At 39.7% G+C, this 18,837-nt stretch carries 14 protein-coding genes; 5 read left to right on the top strand and 9 right to left on the bottom strand.

Going from position 1 to position 18,837, the window contains the following annotated elements:
• Positions 1-90: 90 nt before the first annotated feature.
• The gene (gene uvrB, locus ACT3CD_RS13005; protein ID WP_444646071.1) at positions 91-2,109 is read right to left on the bottom strand and encodes an excinuclease ABC subunit UvrB; all 2,019 of its coding nucleotides are present in this window, start codon (positions 2,107-2,109) and stop codon (positions 91-93) included.
• Between the two features lie 32 nt (positions 2,110-2,141).
• The gene (dapF, locus tag ACT3CD_RS13000; RefSeq protein WP_444646070.1) at positions 2,142-2,930 is read right to left on the bottom strand and encodes a diaminopimelate epimerase; all 789 of its coding nucleotides are present in this window, start codon (positions 2,928-2,930) and stop codon (positions 2,142-2,144) included.
• Between the two features lie 295 nt (positions 2,931-3,225).
• Here dapF and ACT3CD_RS12995 point away from each other — a divergent pair, with 295 nt between their 5' ends.
• Positions 3,226-4,695 (top strand): Do family serine endopeptidase, encoded by a 1,470-nt coding sequence (locus ACT3CD_RS12995; protein WP_444646069.1) that lies wholly within the window; start codon positions 3,226-3,228, stop codon positions 4,693-4,695.
• Positions 4,696-4,771: 76 nt separating this feature from the next.
• Positions 4,772-5,632, top strand: a complete 861-nt coding sequence (locus ACT3CD_RS12990; protein WP_444646068.1) for a sigma-70 family RNA polymerase sigma factor — start codon at positions 4,772-4,774, stop codon at positions 5,630-5,632.
• 115 nt (positions 5,633-5,747) lie between these two features.
• On the opposite strand, the gene ACT3CD_RS12985 is transcribed toward ACT3CD_RS12990, so the two are convergent.
• Both ACT3CD_RS12985 and gyrB read right to left on the bottom strand, forming a co-directional pair.
• Positions 5,748-6,830, bottom strand: a complete 1,083-nt coding sequence (locus tag ACT3CD_RS12985; protein WP_444646067.1) for a glycosyltransferase — start codon at positions 6,828-6,830, stop codon at positions 5,748-5,750.
• Positions 6,831-6,908: 78 nt separating this feature from the next.
• Positions 6,909-8,879 (bottom strand): DNA topoisomerase (ATP-hydrolyzing) subunit B, encoded by a 1,971-nt coding sequence (gene gyrB / locus ACT3CD_RS12980; RefSeq protein ID WP_444646066.1) that lies wholly within the window; start codon positions 8,877-8,879, stop codon positions 6,909-6,911.
• A 266-nt stretch (positions 8,880-9,145) separates the two neighbouring features.
• Between gyrB and ACT3CD_RS12975 the strand changes: the two genes are divergently transcribed.
• Positions 9,146-9,658 carry a UpxY family transcription antiterminator gene (locus ACT3CD_RS12975; protein WP_444646065.1) on the top strand — a complete coding sequence of 171 codons (513 nt, stop codon included), beginning with the start codon at positions 9,146-9,148 and terminating at the stop codon, positions 9,656-9,658.
• A gap of 1 nt (position 9,659) precedes the next feature.
• Here the strand turns inward: ACT3CD_RS12975 and ACT3CD_RS12970 are convergent, their stop codons facing one another.
• The 4 genes from ACT3CD_RS12970 to gdhA form a co-directional block, all read right to left on the bottom strand.
• Entirely contained in the window at positions 9,660-10,778 is a 1,119-nt protein-coding gene (locus ACT3CD_RS12970; protein ID WP_444646064.1) for a nucleotidyltransferase family protein, read from the bottom strand.
• A gap of 10 nt (positions 10,779-10,788) precedes the next feature.
• Positions 10,789-11,463 (bottom strand): YkgJ family cysteine cluster protein, encoded by a 675-nt coding sequence (locus ACT3CD_RS12965; protein WP_444646063.1) that lies wholly within the window; start codon positions 11,461-11,463, stop codon positions 10,789-10,791.
• A gap of 49 nt (positions 11,464-11,512) precedes the next feature.
• Positions 11,513-12,709, bottom strand: a complete 1,197-nt coding sequence (locus ACT3CD_RS12960) for a uracil-xanthine permease family protein (RefSeq protein ID WP_444646062.1) — start codon at positions 12,707-12,709, stop codon at positions 11,513-11,515.
• Between the two features lie 145 nt (positions 12,710-12,854).
• Positions 12,855-14,210 (bottom strand): NADP-specific glutamate dehydrogenase, encoded by a 1,356-nt coding sequence (gdhA, locus tag ACT3CD_RS12955; RefSeq protein WP_444646061.1) that lies wholly within the window; start codon positions 14,208-14,210, stop codon positions 12,855-12,857.
• 363 nt (positions 14,211-14,573) lie between these two features.
• Between gdhA and ACT3CD_RS12950 the strand changes: the two genes are divergently transcribed.
• Entirely contained in the window at positions 14,574-14,771 is a 198-nt protein-coding gene (locus tag ACT3CD_RS12950; protein WP_444646060.1) for a hypothetical protein, read from the top strand.
• An 8-nt stretch (positions 14,772-14,779) separates the two neighbouring features.
• On the opposite strand, the gene ACT3CD_RS12945 is transcribed toward ACT3CD_RS12950, so the two are convergent.
• Positions 14,780-15,550, bottom strand: a complete 771-nt coding sequence (locus ACT3CD_RS12945; protein WP_444646059.1) for a head GIN domain-containing protein — start codon at positions 15,548-15,550, stop codon at positions 14,780-14,782.
• 233 nt (positions 15,551-15,783) lie between these two features.
• Here ACT3CD_RS12945 and ACT3CD_RS12940 point away from each other — a divergent pair, with 233 nt between their 5' ends.
• Complete coding sequence (locus tag ACT3CD_RS12940; protein ID WP_444646058.1) at positions 15,784-18,630, top strand: glycosyl hydrolase; 2,847 nt, start codon at positions 15,784-15,786, stop codon at positions 18,628-18,630.
• The last annotated feature ends 207 nt before the right edge of the window (positions 18,631-18,837 follow it).

Genomic DNA, 18,837 nt, shown 5'->3' with positions numbered 1-18,837 from the left:
ACTAAACACCACTCATAAAAAAAGCAGATACAACGCTATAAATAAACTATATACATATATAACAGTAACAATAATCTATTTAATATAATTTTATGAATTGATTTTATCTTTCAGCAATGCTTCAAGCCGAAACATTTCATCACGGTATTGTGCTGCTGAGACAAAATCCAACTCTTTGGATGCCGCTTCCATCGCTTTTTTCGTTTTTTGAATGGCTTTTTCAAGGCCATGAATACTCATATAAGCAACCACCGGATCCGCTGCCACATCTGACGATTCAGACTCTACATAAGCTTTTGCCGATGCGGCAGGCGCACTTCCCGGTATAACAGACCCCTTACGGCGGACGGCCTGATGCGGCACAATCTGATTGGCCACATTGTATGCCAACTGTTTTTCACGACGATAATTCGTTGCATCAATGGTCTCCTGCATTGAATGCGTTATTTTATCGGCAAACATAATTACCCTGCCATTCAGGTTACGGGCCGCCCGTCCGGCAGTCTGTGTTAAAGCACGTGCCGACCGAAGAAATCCTTCCTTGTCGGCATCCAAAATAGCCACCAGGGAAACTTCGGGTAAGTCCAGTCCTTCGCGCAAAAGATTTACTCCCACCAAAACATCAAAAAGCCCCTCGCGTAAACCTTCCATTATTTTAACACGCTCAATAGTATCAACATCCGAATGGATATATTCACAGCGAATCCCCATTCTTGTGAGATAGGCCGATAGTTCTTCCGCCATTCGTTTGGTCAGTGTCGTAACCAGAACACGTTCTTCTTTTGGTATACGAATTTGAATTTCATTAATTAACTCATCAATCTGATTAAGCGAAGGACGAACTTCTATTTCAGGATCCGGCAATCCAGTGGGCCGAATAACCTGCTCAACAATAACACCTTCGCTTCGTTGCATTTCATAATCGGCAGGTGTTGCACTAACATATATCACATTTTTGGCCAAAACCTCAAACTCTTCAAATTTCAGCGGCCGGTTATCCAATGCCGATGGCAGACGAAAACCGTACTCCACCAAATTCTTTTTGCGGCTGAAATCGCCTCCATACATGGCCCTTATTTGCGGTATTGTAACATGACTTTCGTCAATCACGATCAAAAAATCTTTTGGAAAATAATCCAACAAACAGAAAGGACGGGTTCCTGCTGGCCGACCATCAAAATAACGACTGTAATTTTCGATTCCCGGACAGTATCCCAACTCTCTGATCATTTCAAGATCATAATTAACACGTTCATCCAGTCGTTTGGCCTCCAGAGCTTTACCTTCCTCACGCATAAAAGCCAAATGAGCCGTTAAATCATCCTGGATATGCGAAATAGCCTCATGAATTCGTTCTTTGGTGGTAACGAAAATATTCGCAGGATAAATAAGGAATTGGTCATGATCCTCCAATTTTATATTATTAACAGGATCAAAAGTCTCAATTGATTCAATTTCATCCCCCCAAAAAATCACCCGGCAGGCTTCGTCAGCGTAGGCCAGGAAAATATCAACAGTATCACCTTTCACCCTAAAATTGCCACGATTAAACTCCACCTCATTACGCGAATAAAGACTATCAACCAAGTGACGAAGAAATTGTGTTCGGCCAATACTAGCTCCCTTTTTAAGAGAAATAACATTGGCATGAAAATCTTCCGGATTACCAATACCATATAAACATGACACCGAAGAAACCACAATCACATCCTTGCGGCCCGAAAGCAAAGCCGATGTCGCACTCAAACGTAATTTTTCAATCTCTTCATTGATGGATAAATCCTTTTCAATGTATGTATCGGTCACCGGGAGATAGGCCTCAGGTTGATAATAATCATAATACGAGACAAAATATTCCACCCTGTTATTTGGGAAAAAATTTTTAAACTCGCCATACAACTGGGCCGCCAGAGTTTTGTTATGACTTAATATTAAGGTTGGCCTACCCAGCTCCTGAATCACATTGGCCACTGTAAACGTCTTTCCTGAGCCGGTAACTCCCAGAAGCGTTTGTGCATTGCTTCCGTCTTTAAAACCTTTCACTAATTTAACAATAGCATCAGGCTGGTCGCCTGTTGGCTCAAAATCCGATGTTAGCTTAAAATCCATATATTATAATCCCCTGTATCTCCACGCAAACACTAAAAAGAATAATGACCTTCAAAAACAAATTTAGCCGGACCATCCAACCATATATTTTTATACACCCCTTTGGAAACGGGCTCAAAACTAACCTTCAGTTCTCCACCAAGAACAGACACCTGATAGTTATTCTTTTTTCCATGCACATAATAATCGGTTAAAACAGAAGCCACACATCCGGTACCGCAGGCCCATGTTTCATCCTCAACACCCCGCTCATAAGTTCTAACCTTAATATGTCCGTCACTGATCACCTCTACAAAATTAACATTAGTACCTTCTGTTTTAAAACGGTCACTATACCGAATTTCCCGGCCTTTGCCAAAAACATCCAGACCATCAATCTGAGGATGAAAACTAACATGATGCGGTGACCCTGTATTCAAATAATAGGTTCCACCGGACTCATCAATGCCACTAACATCAACCATTTTAAGACGCACATAATCCGTCTGACAAATAGCCTCATGTCGCCCGTCAACCGCCTCAAATTCAAACAACTTACCCTTATCAACAAGGCCCATTTTTTCGGCGAAGGCAACAATACAACGCCCCCCATTACCACACATGGTGGCTTCGCGACCGTCACTGTTGAAATAACGCATCGAAAAAGCATAGCTTTTCGAATTTTGCAACAACATAAGCCCGTCTGCACCTATACCAAACCTGCGATGGCACATCGCTTCGATTAGCTGAACCTCCTTTGCATCAAAGAAAAGCGAACGGTTATCAATCAAAATAAAATCGTTACCGGCACCGTGATACTTATAGAATTTAATATCAGACATAGAAAAACAATTAGGGCACAAAGATAAGGAAGAGGAGTCACTCCTACCAATCAAATCGAATTTTTCAATTGACATTAGTGCTTAATTAACTTAATTTTATGTCATTCAAGCCCCCTTCGGTGGCATTTCGGTTTTGTTTAAGGATTAGGGTAGGGTGACCGGAATATCTCCCAGGGGGTTTCTTCACTCCAAAGCGCACCTTAAATCAAACACAAGCCTCGTTAAATTTTGTTAACCGATATTTTAAAGGCATATAATTTGATTGTTATATGCAAACCTTTAAAATTAATATGTCATGAAAAATAAGAAACAACTTTTTGCAACCGTTGCAATATCAATCATCAGTGCTTTTATTGGTGTTTTTATTTTTTCCAAAATTAATGGACCTTTGGTACAGCGGGTCGAAGTCCCTGTTGAAGTGAACCACTCAGCTCGCTACGCTTCCTTATCACAGGAAAAACCGACGACAGGCTATCCTGATTTGACATATGCCGCCGACCAATCGGTTCATAGCGTCGTACACGTGCAAACCAAAGCCACATCATCAGTATCACAGTCATATATGGACAATCCATTATTCGATTTTTTCTTTGGGCCAAACGGTTACCAGCAACGGCCAATGGAAAGACAGGTTATGGGTTCAGGCTCCGGGGTCATTGTCTCAGCTGATGGATTTATTGTCACCAATAACCATGTTATAGACGATGCCAACGAAATTGAAGTTATTCTGAACGACAAACGAACGTTTAAAGCCGTTGTTGTAGGCACCGATCCCACCACCGACATTGCACTTTTAAAAATCGATGCATCCGAATTGCCTTATATGCAATATGGTAATTCAGATGATTTAAAAATTGGCGAATGGGTGCTTGCAGTCGGCAACCCTTTTAATTTGACCTCCACCGTAACGGCAGGTATTGTGAGCGCCAAGTCACGTAGTATTCAGATTCTCGGACAAATGAGCATAGAAGCATTCATTCAAACCGATGCTGCTGTAAATCCGGGTAACAGCGGAGGCGCGTTGGTCAATACATCCGGAGAACTGGTTGGTATTAATACAGCTATTGCCTCACAAACAGGATCATACACAGGATATTCATTTGCCGTTCCGGTGAGTATTGTACAAAAAGTGGTATCAGATCTGATGGAATTTGGCGAAGTACAAAGGGGACTGATTGGTGTTAATATTCGGGAAATGGACAACGAATTAGCCAAAAAAATGAACCTCGACCCCGGCACCGGAGTTTATGTAGTTGAAGCCATAGACGGTGGTGGCGCACAAGTGGCAGGCATCAAATCGGGTGATGTAATAGTCAGTGTAAATGGCGATAAAGTCAATACCGTACCCCAATTGCAGGAAAAAATAAGCCGATACCGTCCTGGCGATAGTGTACAAGTAGAAATAATACGTGACGGTAAAAGAAAACCTTTTACCATTACCTTACGTAACATTCAAGGTAATACTGATATTGTTAAAACAACTGGAAAATTCGGTCAGCTGGGAGCCACATTTGAGCCACTATCCAGCAGCGAAAAACAACGGTTTGGATTACGCAATGGATTAAAAGTTAAAAATGTAACTTCAGGAAAATTCAAAGATGCAGGCGTCAGCAAAGGCTATATAATAACCCAGGCCAATAGGGTGCCTATCAACAGCGAAGAAGACCTGAAAAAAGTAGTAGAAGTTTTAAATGATGGACTTTTTCTGACCGGAATTTATCCGAATGGAAAAGTCGCCTATTATGCGATAAATCTTCAGGAATAATAATAATGTAATACACCGTAGACCTATTGCTTTAGTCTGAAAAAAAGCGTACTTTTGCGGCGTATTTGGAGGAGACATGAGACAACTAAAAATAACAAAATCAATCACCAATCGCGAAAGCGCATCATTGGATAAATATCTTCAGGAAATTGGTCGTGAGGAACTAATATCTGTTGAAGAGGAAGTAGAACTGGCGCAGCGCATAAAAAAGGGAGATCAAACAGCCCTCGAAAAGCTGACCAGAGCCAATTTGCGTTTCGTAGTATCGGTAGCCAAACAATACCAGAATCAGGGCTTAAGTTTGCCCGACCTTATAAATGAAGGTAATCTGGGACTAATAAAAGCAGCTGAGAAATTTGATGAAACCCGTGGTTTTAAATTTATCTCATATGCTGTATGGTGGATTCGTCAATCAATATTGCAGGCTTTGGCCGAGCAGTCAAGAATTGTACGTTTGCCACTGAATCAGGTTGGCTCATTAAATAAGATAAATAAAGCCTATTCAAAATTTGAGCAGGAACACGAACGCAAGCCATCGCCAGAAGAATTGGCCGATGAATTGGAATTACCTGCTGATAAAGTTTCAGATACGCTTCGGGTTGCTGGTCGCCATATATCTGTGGATGCGCCATTTGTTGAGGGTGAAGACAACAGCTTGCTGGATGTACTTGTCAATGGCGATTCACCCAATGCTGACCGTTCGTTAATCAATGAATCTCTTGCCCGTGAAATTGAACGTGCATTAGCCACATTAACCGAAAGGGAGAGCGATATCATTAAATTATTTTTTGGTATTGGATGTCAGGAAATGACATTGGAAGAAATTGGTGAGCGTTTTGGTTTAACCCGCGAAAGAGTTCGTCAGATAAAGGAAAAAGCAATACGACGTTTGCGACATACATCACGCAGTAAATTGTTAAAAACTTATCTGGGTTAATTATTGTTTCTTAGGTCGTTAAAAATTATCAACACATATCAGATTCTTTTGGAGACGAAATAATCTTAGTACGAAAAACAGGGATGTTACCATTAGTGACATCCCTGTTTTTTTGTTAATGAAATATTGTATTCAATTGTTTTACCTCATTTTCCCAGCTTAACATTGATGAGGCCACCATCATTTTCTCTCCTATCCTTTCACGTAATTTATCATCCTCACATATACGACGAATAATGGCCGCCAATTCAGAAGGCACCATGGATGATGTCAGGAGACCGGTTTCATACTGTTCAATAAAATCATGAATATCGGGAAAATCAGAAGCCAATATTGGTAAACCCAACATTGGATAATCAAACAAACGATTTGGTAAGGAGTGGTAATAATTCAAGCCCAAATTTTGAAGCAAGCATAATCCAACATGTGCCTGTGCCGCATACTTTGGCAATTCATAAAACGGCACGGCTCCAACAAAACGAACTTGTGCATTCAACTTCAAATTATCCGTTAATTGTTTAAGGTCATGTTCTAAATCGCCCCGACCAACTATCAACAATTGGTAACCCGGTAAGAAAGCCATGGCCCTTATGGCCTCTTCCAGACCACGGCCCACATTCAATGCACCCTGGTAATAAACCACAGGACGGTTGTTCACTTTACGAATGGGTATGAAGTGCTTCGCAACCGATGGAATATTTCTTACCAACTTAAAATCCAACTGATAGCGCTCTTTATATAAATTCACCAATCCTTTTGAAACAGTAATTCCGGCATAAATACCAGGCACGAGCCAATCCTGAATCGTAAGCCAAATGGACTTAATCAATGGGCGATGCTGCAACTCAGGTACTTCCGGAAAATATTCATGACTGTCAAATACAACCGGCGTTCTCCTAAAAAGACCAGCCAACCGGCAAGCGGGCAACGTATCCAGATCAACAGCCAAAAAGAAATCGGCCCGTTGTGTTAAAAGAGCAAAAAACAGACGACAATTCAGATTCAGATAAAACAACGGTCCTTTATTAAACCATAAATTAAATCGTCGAACATTGACCTCTTGCTCATAATTCTTTGCGGGCCACTTTCGCCCCCAAACTAACACTTTGTAACCTCTTGACTTCAAATAACCAGTCATTTTAGCCACACGATGATCGGTTACAAGATTATTGGAAACTGTAATAATTACTGTTCGCATATAAACAACAAATAAAAAACCTCTCCGGTAACAATCCGAAGAGGTTAATATAATAAAATTTCAACAGGCTATAACTGCTTACACATCAATATTGGCATAAGTCGCATTTTTCTCAATAAAATCGCGACGTGGCGGAACATCATCTCCCATCAACATACTAAAAATACGGTCGGCTTCGGCCGCACTTTCAATTGAAACCTGACGTAAAGTACGATGCTCAGGCGACATGGTTGTTGTCCATAATTGCTCGGCATTCATTTCACCCAAACCTTTATATCGTTGAATATGAATTGAATCTTCTTTACCGCCACCAAATTTCTCTACAAATTCACGACGCTGCTTTTCATCCCAACAATACTCCTCCACTTTGCCCTTACGCATCAAATACAATGGTGGTGTAGCAATGTACAGGTGACCTCCTAAAATCATCTCTTTCATATAACGGAAGAAAAACGTCATAATCAAAGTTGTGATATGGCGACCATCCACATCGGCATCGGTCATTATTATAATTTTATGATATCTCAGTTTTGTCAGATTAAGCGCCTTGCTGTCGTCTTCGGTACCAATCGTAACACCGAGAGCCGTAAATATATTTTTAATTTCCTCACTTTCAAACACCTTATGTTGGAGAGCTTTCTCCACATTCAAAATTTTACCTCTTAAAGGTAAGATTGCCTGAAACTGACGGTTACGACCTTGTTTAGCAGTACCACCGGCCGAGTCCCCCTCAACCAGAAACACCTCACATAGGGCAGCATCTTTTTCAGAACAATCGGCAAGTTTACCAGGCAAACCGCCTCCCGACAACACACTTTTTCGCTGTACCAATTCACGGGCTTTACGGGCCGCATGACGAGCTGTGGCCGCCAAAATAACCTTATTAACAATGGCCTTGGCATCCTTTGGATTCTCTTCAAGATAATTATTCAGCATAGTGCTGACAGCTGTGTCTACAACCCCAGCCACATCACTGTTACCCAGTTTGGTCTTTGTCTGCCCTTCAAACTGAGGCTCAGCCACTTTTACCGAGATAACAGCCGTTAACCCCTCACGAAAATCATCGCCATTGATATCAAACTTAAGCTTCTGCAACAGACCTGACTTATCAGCCCAATTTTTTAAGGTACGTGTTAAACCACGTCTAAAGCCAGTCATGTGTGTTCCGCCTTCAATGGTATTAATATTGTTGACGTAAGAATAGATGTTCTCGCTAAAAGAAGTATTATAAAGAATAGCCAACTCAACAGGCGTATCACTTTTATCTGAATTAATATAAATGATCTCGTCAATCAGAGGCTCCCGGTTTGAATCGATAAACTGAACAAATTCTTTCAGTCCATCCGTCGAATGAAAACGCTCTGAAAGATATTGCCCATTCTCATCCACTTCTCTTTTATCGGTTAATATAATTTCAATATTTGCATTTAAAAACGCCAGTTCGCGCATTCGGTCTGCCAATATTGAAAATTTGTATTCTGTCGTATTGAAAATGGTATCATCAGGTTTAAACGTTACCATCGTTCCCCTCAGTTCCGTTGTACCCACTTCAGCTACAGGTGAAATAGGTTTACCACGATGATATTCCTGCCGGTATTTTTTGCCTTCACGGTAGACCTCAACCACAGTTTTGGTTGACAGCGCGTTAACACAAGAAACACCAACACCGTGCAAACCACCAGAAACCTTATAACTACCCTTATCAAACTTACCACCGGCATGCAAAACCGTCATAACCACTTCTAGCGCAGAGCGACCTTCTTTTTCATGCATATCGACCGGGATACCCCGTCCGTTATCGACCACCGTAACCGAGTCATCTTCGTTGATGGTCACCTGTATTGAGTTGCAATGACCGGCTAAAGCCTCATCAATAGAGTTATCCACCACTTCATAAACCAAATGGTGCAAACCTTTAACACTTACATCGCCAATATACATAGCCGGACGTTTACGCACGGCTTCCAATCCTTCCAGTACCTGAATATTATTGGCCGAATAGCTGCCTTTCTCAGACGAATTAGGAGTGAGATTTAAATTATCGCTCATGATTATTTATATTGGATTAATCCGTTCAACCTGTTTTGTTGAAGGTCCACAAATATAATAAAAATATAGGTTTTAAACGACTTTTAGGCTAGATTTCGCGTCTTTTTATACAACATATAAACAGCTTATACACAACCAATAAAATCATTATATTATTCTTTTTTTGGACAAGGTTGTTTGATTTATTTTGAAGGGCCATTTTTATTAACATTAACACTAACCAATAATAATTTTGTATTTTTGGCGAAACAAGAAAGACATTCATTTTGGAAACAAATAATACATCAGCTGTAAAATACTGGTACGCCTTATATACCAAATCAAGAGCCGAAAAAAAAGTACAAGATCAACTGATAAAAAAAGGCATTGAGTCCTATTTGCCACTCAAAAGAGAATTACGTCAATGGTCTGATCGGAAAAAATGGGTTGAAACACCAATTATTAGTTCATATGTCTTCATCCGCATCTCATTGGATGACTACCGCAAAGTGTTTGAAATACCCGGAATAGTGGCTTATGTTTCTCACAAAGGAAAAGCAGTAGTGATTCCTGATGAAGAAATGGAGGCTATGCGCAAAACCGTTGAAAACAAATTGAACTTCAGCGTAGAAAGCAGCTCGCTGAAAAAAGGCCAGCAGGTAATGGTCACTTCCGGACCACTGGCAGGCGTGAAAGGAAAAATAACAAAAATAAATGGCCAGAAAAAACTGTATATTGAAATCAGCCAAATTGGTTATACACTGGTTGTTAACCTGGATGAAGCCACTAGTATAGAATAATTTAACGACCAAACAGTCGAAATAATAACATGCGGAGACTACTTTTTACCAAATACCAGAGACGAAAAAGCAAATGATGATGAGAACCTGTTTTATCAACCAACACAAGGTGTTTCATAAAAGCCAATCGCGCCTTCCAGTCTTTTGAATATTTCAAACGTTCCCATGCAATAGAATAGCCATATTTTAAGCCCGATGGTCCGCCATTGTGCCGCTTGATAAAGCTGGCCATCTCAGCCACATCATTGAGTGGCACTTCAAAATCATCGCTTCCCAAATATGATTGTGGCCATAAAAAATGCAGCAAGCCTAAAACACGTGAAACAGGCTTTAGCAAATCATTGGCCGACATAAAATTAATGATTTCCTCCTTGGTAAAACGGTTTTGATAATATTCAAAACAAAGCTTTAAATCATAAAACCACCCCAAACGCACTCCTCCATTACGATAAGAATAGTATATGTGGAGCAGTAAATGCGCCAATAAATGCAAAGGGTGCATGGCATTCAACCCACCATCGGGTATAATTTCCTTCTTTTGCCAGATAATAGCCGTGGGAATCTGATATTTTAGATTAACAGCAAATAACGATTTATGAATTTCCAGCAACACACCCCGATACATAAAACCGGGTAAATGATGCCCGTATTTATCCATATTAACCAGGTCAGCCCCATCCGGCGCAAGCATCGTAAAAGCTTCTTCAGCTCTTCCTGAGGGCACCAGAATGTCGATATCACTCATCGGTCGAAGGGCGGAATCTCTATAAACAACGCGGGAAAGAAAACTACCTTTAAGTAACATCGCTTCAATTCCTTTGCTACGAAGTTTTTGCAACACTTCATCGCCTACTATTTGCAGAGCAGCATTACGAGCCAGATTAGAAAAATACTCCTTTTTCAGCTTATTTCGCCCCACTTCCGTCAGCGAATCAACGACAGGACTGCGGTATAAAATCTGGCCCAGCCCATGCTTGAGCGCAAAGTCAATCATTGAGCCTTCGTCACCAAAATCATCAGACCAAGGTTCCGTTTCACCCCTGAAAACCAAACCGATCAACCAGTCTTCCGCAGGTAAAAAAGGAATTAATTGATTCTTGTATTTTTCAACATCTTTCAAACGCAAATATTTATGCGGCTACCGGGAAATGTCCCGGAGGTGTTCCAAATGGCGGAGAACCTGGTTCCGGAGCCTCGGGATTGAGCCAATGCAGTTTAAATAAAATATATTCAAGCGCTTTCTTTAATGCCACATTAATAGCGTATAAAGTAGGATCAATATCACTATTTAGACCTCGTACATACGTAGATACTTCAGAACTAAGCGGCATTTTTTGCGTTACCATTGCCAAACTTTCAGCACTAATGTACTGATTTTTCTTCAAGAGCCGACACAGAATCAACTCTCGTTGCGCGTTTTTATTCATCCTGGTTCCACCTCCAAAAAGACGGCAAATCAATGGACGCGAACCATATCTGGAACAATACCCCTCTCTCCCATCGAGTGAAGTCTTTTGATAAATAACACACGGAATTTCATCTATTCCCGAAGCATCAAGACTTTTCAAAAAAAGGTCGTCCTTATGTTCATGAATAATTTCAATGGCCATTGGAATCATTTCAAATGTCGATACCTCAATATTTATAGATGGCGTCATACAACAGGCGCCGCATCTATTCACACAATGGAAATTATACTTCTCCCGCACCTCTGAAATCTGGCGATCGTAGCTTCCATAATAATCGACTAACTCACGAAGCCCTTCAATATGAAGGGCTTCTATTTGATCATCAATATTTTGCATCCTTAACATATAAAGAAAAACCATGTTCTTCAGACACAAATTTAATCCTTTATTTTTTACTTTTAACCGGTTTTGATTTTTCAGGCAAAATTAAATTCAGCAAAACACCAACAACGGCAGCGAGGCCGATTCCCGACATTGAAAAATTCCCAAAATCAACGACTGCGCCCCCAATTCCAACCGTCAGCACAACTGAAAGAATTACCTGATTACGTGACTTGTGCAAATCGATTTTCGAATCCATCAAAGTTTTAATACCAACGGTTGCAATTGAACCAAAAAGCAAAAGCATAATACCACCTAAAACGCCTTCTGGTATAGACTTCAATAAACCACTGACTTTACCAACAACACTAAAAACAATAGCAGTTATGGCCGAAATACGAAGCACCATGGGGTTGGTCACTTTAGTCAATGAAATAGCACCTGTCACCTCTGAATAAGTTGTATTAGGCACACTACCAATAAAACCAGCAAAAGCAGTTGCCAGCCCATCGCCCAACATTGTACGGTGCAAACCCGGTTTTTTTACAAAATCTTTTTCTGCGACTGCACCAATCGCGTACATATCTCCCACATGTTCAATCAATGGAGCTATTGCAACCGGAATCATATAAACAATGGCGTTCCAGTTCCACTCCGGCATTGTAAATGTGGGTAAAGCAAACCAAGGTGCGGATTCCACACCACTGAAATCAACTCGGCCCATAAACAAAGCCAGTATATATCCCACCAGCAATCCTATAAAAATAGGAACCAACTGAATGAGACCCTTGGTATAAATAACAACAACAATGGCTGTTAGAAGCGTTACACCAGCCAAAAGCCAATCAGAATGAGCCTTTGCAACACCGACAGATGCCAATGAAAGACCTATTACCATAATGACAGGCCCCACCACAACGGAAGGAAAAAAAGTATTAATTAATTTCAGCCCTTTCCATTTAACAATAACCGACATGATGCCATAGACAAAACCAACAGCTACAATTCCCGACAGCATACCAGCATATCCAAACTGCTCTGTAGCCGAAATAATTGGCGCAATAAAAGCGAAACTACTTCCTAAGAATACCGGTACCATTCCTTTGGTAACCAGATGAAAAATTAACGTCCCTACCCCTGCTGAAAACAAGGCTATAGAAGGATCAATCCCCACACTCAGAGGGACAAGAACAGTAGCTCCGAAGGCCACAAATAAAAACTGGACACCTAAAATCGTATTACGCGGTAAATCTTTGAACATTGTAAATTTTATTAAATTAGGTTTAAATTATGCCGGTGTGAACATTAAATCATTCACATTTTTTAAGATTTTGGTTCAAAGAAATAAAAAAACCCTCAAAAACACTTAGTTTTTGAGGGTAATATTATTAACAAATAGCTAATTATTATACCAAACCCTGAGCCAGCATGGCATTGGCAACTTTCATAAAACCGCTGATGTTAGCGCCTTTAACATAGTTGACATACCCGTCTTCACCGGTTCCGTTTTTAACACAATTGGCATGAATACTTTTCATGATACCCTGAAGTTTATTGTCCACTTCCTCAGGTGTCCAGGTTAACCGCATTGAATTCTGCGACATTTCAAGGCCAGATACGGCAACACCACCAGCGTTAGCAGCCTTACCGGGCGCATAAAGTATTTTGCTGTCCTGAAAAACTTTAATGGCTTCAGGAGTTGAAGGCATATTAGCCCCTTCAGCAACACAAATACACCCATTAGCCACCAGCGTTGCAGCGTCATCACCATTCAGCTCATTCTGCGTTGCACAAGGCAAGGCAATATCGCATTTAGCCTTCCAGGGCCGACGTCCTTCCCAATACTGGGCAGAAGGATATTTTTCTGCATATTCTTTAATACGTCCCCTGAATGCATTTTTAAGCATCATAACATATTGAAGTTTTTCGGCATCAATACCATCCGGATCGTACACTGAACCGTTTGAGTCGGAAAGAGTAACCACCTTTGCCCCTAGTTCCAGGGCCTTTTTAACAGCATACTGAGCAACGTTACCTGAACCACTTACAGCAACCGTTTTACCTTTAAAACTACTATCCATGGTTTTTAGCATTTCAGTAGCAAAATAAACAGTTCCATAACCAGTTGCTTCAGGACGCAGCGGGCTGCCACCAAACTCAAGCCCTTTCCCGGTTAAAGAACCGGTAAATTCATTGCGTAAACGCTTATATTGACCAAACATGTACCCAACTTCACGTCCGCCAACACCAATATCTCCAGCCGGCACATCGGTATCAGCACCCACATGGCGGCTTAATTCGGTCATAAAAGACTGACAAAACTTCATGACTTCATTATCAGATTTTCCCTTTGGATTAAAATCAGATCCACCTTTGCCACCCCCCATAGGTAACGAAGTAAGACTATTTTTTAAAACTTGCTCAAAAGCTAAAAATTTCAGAATCCCCAGGTTAACAGACGCATGAAACCGAAGTCCACCTTTGTAGGGTCCAATAGCACTGTTCATTTGGATACGAAAGCCACGGTTAATCTGAACTTCACCGCGATCGTCGAGCCATGGCACACGAAACATAATTACGCGTTCCGGCTCAGTCATACGTTCCAAAATCTTATTCTTCATTAAAATCGGATTCTCCAAAATAAAGGGAGCCAAACTTTCAACAACTTCGTGTACAGCCTGATGGAACTCGGGCTCGGCAGGATTTCGTGCGATAACACCTGCCATAAAATCATCAATGTAACGAGATACCTGGTTTTTCATTTTTTATAATTTAACAATGTATATAAGATCTATTATCTCAGACTTAAAAATGAATTTTACTGCGAATAAATAAGTAAAAAATTTAATTTGGTTTCAAAAATAATATTTTTAAATATTCTAACTTACAATTTGAATTAAAAATTGACCAAAATGAACAAAAATATTTCAAATATTTATTTTTTATTCATTAGAAACAAAAACCACTCATTGTGAATATTAATAATATTCATTAATTTTGAGAAACAATATCACGCTAAACAACTTATTTAAAAGACAATATAATTTCAGACCAGAAATTAAATAAAATCAAATATCAACAACGAATTAACACTTTAAATTACATAATATTAATCAAATTAATAAATGGATAAACATAATATCAATAAAACATCAGCATACTGTTTTGTTTGTAAGCAACCTATCAAGCATACAATCATTACCTATAATAATAAAGTGAATTTACCTGTTTGCGAAAAATGCGCAGGAACGCAAGAAGAAAAAATTGCCGAAACCGAGGCACTTGATTCGTTAGCGGACGATTTTGTTTGTGGTTGTATTTAACACAACTCTTAATTCTGGTGAATCAAACAAGAAGGATCAGTCAAATCCTTTGTAATAATAGGATTTCCCGTATAGAAAACTTTCCCCAGACCATCAACAGTCACATTTAGTATACTTTCAGAATTACAATAGATCAATCCGGACCCCACAAGATTTACATCAGCATTCTGAACAGAAAAATGGATCGTATTGACCAATCCGGAACCTTCCTGTATAATTGAAATATTATCGCCAATACCATTAATGTCAATTTCGCCGGAGCCTACCTGTCTTAAAACGACCGAAGATAGCTTTCCTTCAACGGATGCTTTGGTACTCCCATTGGACTCATAATAAAATACACCTACATCAATTGAATCAACTTTGAATCGCGACCCGCCCGATATTGCAACGTTCAGTTTATCACTTTTTAGTCCATAAACAGTCACTTGTCCAGCACCGCTAATATCGATCGATTCAATGTCAACTACATATAATTTAATGAGAATCTGTTTTTGTGGAATTAAAGCCTTATTATCCTTTACGCCAAATAAAAGAAGGTTATTATCAACTTCGTAACTAATATAATTGATCAGGTTTTCGTCTGCTTCCAGCCACAGTCTTTCTGCATCGGACTGATAGATTTCAACAACAAAATCGTCAGTCAGCTCAATTTTATTAAATGACTGAAGACTAACCTCCGCCGATTGCAAACGGCCATTGCCCATTATTTCCAGATCAAAAAAATCATCACAGGAAATAAGGAAAAAAAGAATAATGACTAAAAAACACTTTTGCATTGATCATTTATATTATTGTATTACAAAGAAAAGTAAAAAAAAAGAGATTGTAGAAATAATTTAAACGGAAGATATTGATTGTGAATGAAAGTTAACCATAAACGTATTTCATTTTTCGCAAATAGTTTAAACAATATGCCAAATAGTGCATTGCTGCTAAAATTTTATGTAATACTTTTGTTAACAAACTCAAAAAAAACAACAGAAATGTAACTTAATCAAAGACATTTAACATGCGAAATATTAAGGGAACTATTTCAGGATTTTTGTTATCCGCCACAATGATTTTCAATATTGGATGCCAATCTGTTGCTTCTGACAATAATCAACCAGGCTGGCCTGTTGTTCAATCAACCCAAAAGCCCTGGACTCGATGGTGGTGGCCAGGAAGTGTCGTAAATAAAAAAGACTTAACAACAGCTCTGAGATTGTATCACGATGTCGGTTTAGGTGGGGTTGAAATCACCCCCATTTATGGCGTTAAAGGCGAAGAAAAAAACGCCATTTCATTTTTATCTCTTCGTTGGATTGAAATGCTTAAACATACAATCGCCACAGCCGACAGCCTTAATATGGGTGTGGATATGGCAATGGCATCCGGCTGGCCATTTGGTGGCCCGTGGGTTTTGGAAGCTGATGCCAGTAAACACCTTGTAATAAAACAATTTCAAATATCACGGCAAAACGAACTTCCTCAAATAAAATATACTGAAAAACCTTATTTAAGAGCCATCAATAAAAAAGTAAATATCGAACAAATTCAAAATCCTTTTTCGCTAAACGGTGACAGTTTACAATGTTGGGCACTGGAGCAAGTGCGCTTTTCCAGGCCTTTACCACTTATAGCACTTGTAGCAAAGAACCTGGACACAAAAAATGTAATCGATATAACTTCTAAAGTCTCTGGTAATGGCGAGCTTAATTGGAATATTCCAGAGGGGAATTGGACGCTTTATGCTGCATTTATGGGAAATCATGGCAAAATGGTCGAAAGAGCAGGTCCGGGCGGCGAAGGATATGTTATCGATCATTTCTCTCAGACCGCTTTAGATGACCATCTTTCACAATTTGAACATGCCTTCAAACAATGGGATGTACACGGGATACGCGCCGGCTTTAATGATTCTTATGAAGTTGACGATGCTCAGGGGAATGCTGATTTTACGCCGGACTTTTTCAATGATTTCAGTCGGTTACGTGGTTATGACTTGAAAAAAAATTTACCGGTCCTTGCTGGTGACGCTGATAATGAAACGAATATCCGTCTATGGCACGACTATCGTGAAACCATTTCCGATTTATTACTGGAGCAATTCACTCGTCCATGGCAACAATGGTCGGCCCAGCACAATATGCTCATTCGCAACCAGGCTCATGGCTCACCTGCTAATATACTCGATTTATACGGGGCTTCAGATATTCCGGAAACCGAAGGCACTGACTTAATTAAAATTAAAATGGCAGCTTCTGCAGCCCATATCACGGGTAAATCATTAGTCGCAGCAGAATCAGCCACATGGCTTAATGATCATTTTATTTCGACTCTCAATGATGTAAAATTAACACTGGATAGATTCTGGCTTGGTGGCGTCAACCATGTTTTTTATCATGGTACGGCATACAGTCCTGAAAATGCGACATGGCCGGGCTGGCTATTTTATGCTGCGGTGCACTTTCAGCCTTCAAATCCTATGTGGAACGATTTCAAAGCTCTCAACGAATATGCAACCCGAATACAAAGCTTCATGCAACGCGGGAAAAGTGGAAATAACATCTTATTATACTATCCTTTTAACGATGCCATCAGCACTCAAAAAGGAAAGCCTACACTGGTTCATTTTGATGGAACAGCTCAAGAATCCTCTTTTAGACAGGTCGCCTCTGAACTAATAAATAAAGGCTACGCCATTGATTTTATTTCTGACCGTCAATTGCTTAATTGTCGGTTTTCTGGAAATATAGTAACCAGTGGGAATCAATCTTATGATGTATTAGTTCTGCCCCCCATAGAATATATGCCCCTTAAAACCATGCAACAAATTACGGAATTAATGGCGCAAGGTGCCAAAGTCGTTTTTGTGGATAAAGTACCACAAAAAGTTTGTGGTGGTGGAGATTGGAAAGCCCGAGAGCAAGAATTCCAAAATCTGATTCAAAATTTTGATTTTTCTGATTCAACAGGAATACAAAAAAAGAATTTCGGAAAAGGTTCTGTTTTGTTGGGAAACCGGGCCAGTGAATTGCTGCAGCATCTGACCATTAATCCTGAACCAATGGCCAAACTTGGTTTGAAGTACATTAAAAGACACGAAAAGAACCGGGAGACTTACTTTATTCATAATTCGACCGATCAAAATATTGACCGCTATATTCCCTTCGGATGCAAGTACAAAGCTGCCATTATATATGACCCGATGAATTCTGAATTTGGGACAGCTTTTATAAAAGACAATGAAATTCGACTTCAAATATCATCTGGTGAATCACTTATCGTCGAGTTTTATTCAAAAATGCCCAGCAGTATTGATGACTATGCTTACAAAGAGCCGTCAGGTTTCCAGATAAATATATCGGATCAAATATGGAATCTGAAATTCATCGGCGGCGGACCTGAATTACCAAAGCCCATTGATTTAAAAGGTATTAAATATTGGACTGAGTTACACGATTCAATTTTCAGCTATTTTTCCGGTACGGCAGTATATTCAACCAGCTTCCAACTAAACGAGCCGGAGACTGATCTGTTACTAAATATTGAACAACTGGCAAATAGTGCCAATGTCCGTATTAATGGGCATCAGATAGGAACCCTATTTAGTTGTAAGGAGGAAATCATTGTTCCAGCCGGATATCTTAATAAGGGATTAAATACTATCGAAATAGAAGTCTCAAACACAATGGCCAACCGGATAATATACATGGAGAATAACAATTTGGAGTACCGTAAATTTTACAATATCAATTTTTCTTCATACCGAGGTCAAAATGCCGGACCGGATGGCCTTTTCACAGCTCACCAATGGCAACCCCAACCATCAGGTATTCAAGGCAAAGTTATTCTTAAGGGATTAAAACGATGAAACGAACTTTTGTACGAAAAAAGCAATCTCAAATAAATTTACCAATTTGAGAATCCATTTAACCAGTTCAAACGACCTACATAGAATCTGTCTATAAAATTCAACTTCTGTGTTACACTTGTTTTCAAAATTTTCATTGACTATCGTAAACTGATATTTTTCGAACAAGCATAACTTAGAAACAAAAAAGCCCGATTACAGAATAAA

Source organism: Geofilum sp. OHC36d9, from assembly GCF_052400685.1.
Classification (GTDB): Bacteria; Bacteroidota; Bacteroidia; order Bacteroidales; family Marinilabiliaceae; genus CAZHHH01.
The sequence above is the reverse complement of the archived record's forward strand: the minus strand, read 5'-3'. Positions and strand labels throughout refer to the sequence as shown.

What these genes read in the sequence shown, in the direction of transcription:
- uvrB (WP_444646071.1), bottom strand. Translation starts at nt 2,109, where the DNA reads ATGGATTTTAAGCTAACATCGGATTTTGAGCCAACAGGCGACCAGCCT.
- dapF (WP_444646070.1), bottom strand. Translation starts at nt 2,930, where the DNA reads ATGTCTGATATTAAATTCTATAAGTATCACGGTGCCGGTAACGATTTT.
- ACT3CD_RS12995 (WP_444646069.1), top strand. Translation starts at nt 3,226, where the DNA reads ATGAAAAATAAGAAACAACTTTTTGCAACCGTTGCAATATCAATCATC.
- ACT3CD_RS12990 (WP_444646068.1), top strand. Translation starts at nt 4,772, where the DNA reads ATGAGACAACTAAAAATAACAAAATCAATCACCAATCGCGAAAGCGCA.
- ACT3CD_RS12985 (WP_444646067.1), bottom strand. Translation starts at nt 6,830, where the DNA reads ATGCGAACAGTAATTATTACAGTTTCCAATAATCTTGTAACCGATCAT.
- gyrB (WP_444646066.1), bottom strand. Translation starts at nt 8,879, where the DNA reads ATGAGCGATAATTTAAATCTCACTCCTAATTCGTCTGAGAAAGGCAGC.
- ACT3CD_RS12965 (WP_444646063.1), bottom strand. Translation starts at nt 11,463, where the DNA reads ATGCAAAATATTGATGATCAAATAGAAGCCCTTCATATTGAAGGGCTT.
- ACT3CD_RS12960 (WP_444646062.1), bottom strand. Translation starts at nt 12,709, where the DNA reads ATGTTCAAAGATTTACCGCGTAATACGATTTTAGGTGTCCAGTTTTTA.
- gdhA (WP_444646061.1), bottom strand. Translation starts at nt 14,210, where the DNA reads ATGAAAAACCAGGTATCTCGTTACATTGATGATTTTATGGCAGGTGTT.
- ACT3CD_RS12950 (WP_444646060.1), top strand. Translation starts at nt 14,574, where the DNA reads ATGGATAAACATAATATCAATAAAACATCAGCATACTGTTTTGTTTGT.
- ACT3CD_RS12945 (WP_444646059.1), bottom strand. Translation starts at nt 15,550, where the DNA reads ATGCAAAAGTGTTTTTTAGTCATTATTCTTTTTTTCCTTATTTCCTGT.
- ACT3CD_RS12940 (WP_444646058.1), top strand. Translation starts at nt 15,784, where the DNA reads ATGCGAAATATTAAGGGAACTATTTCAGGATTTTTGTTATCCGCCACA.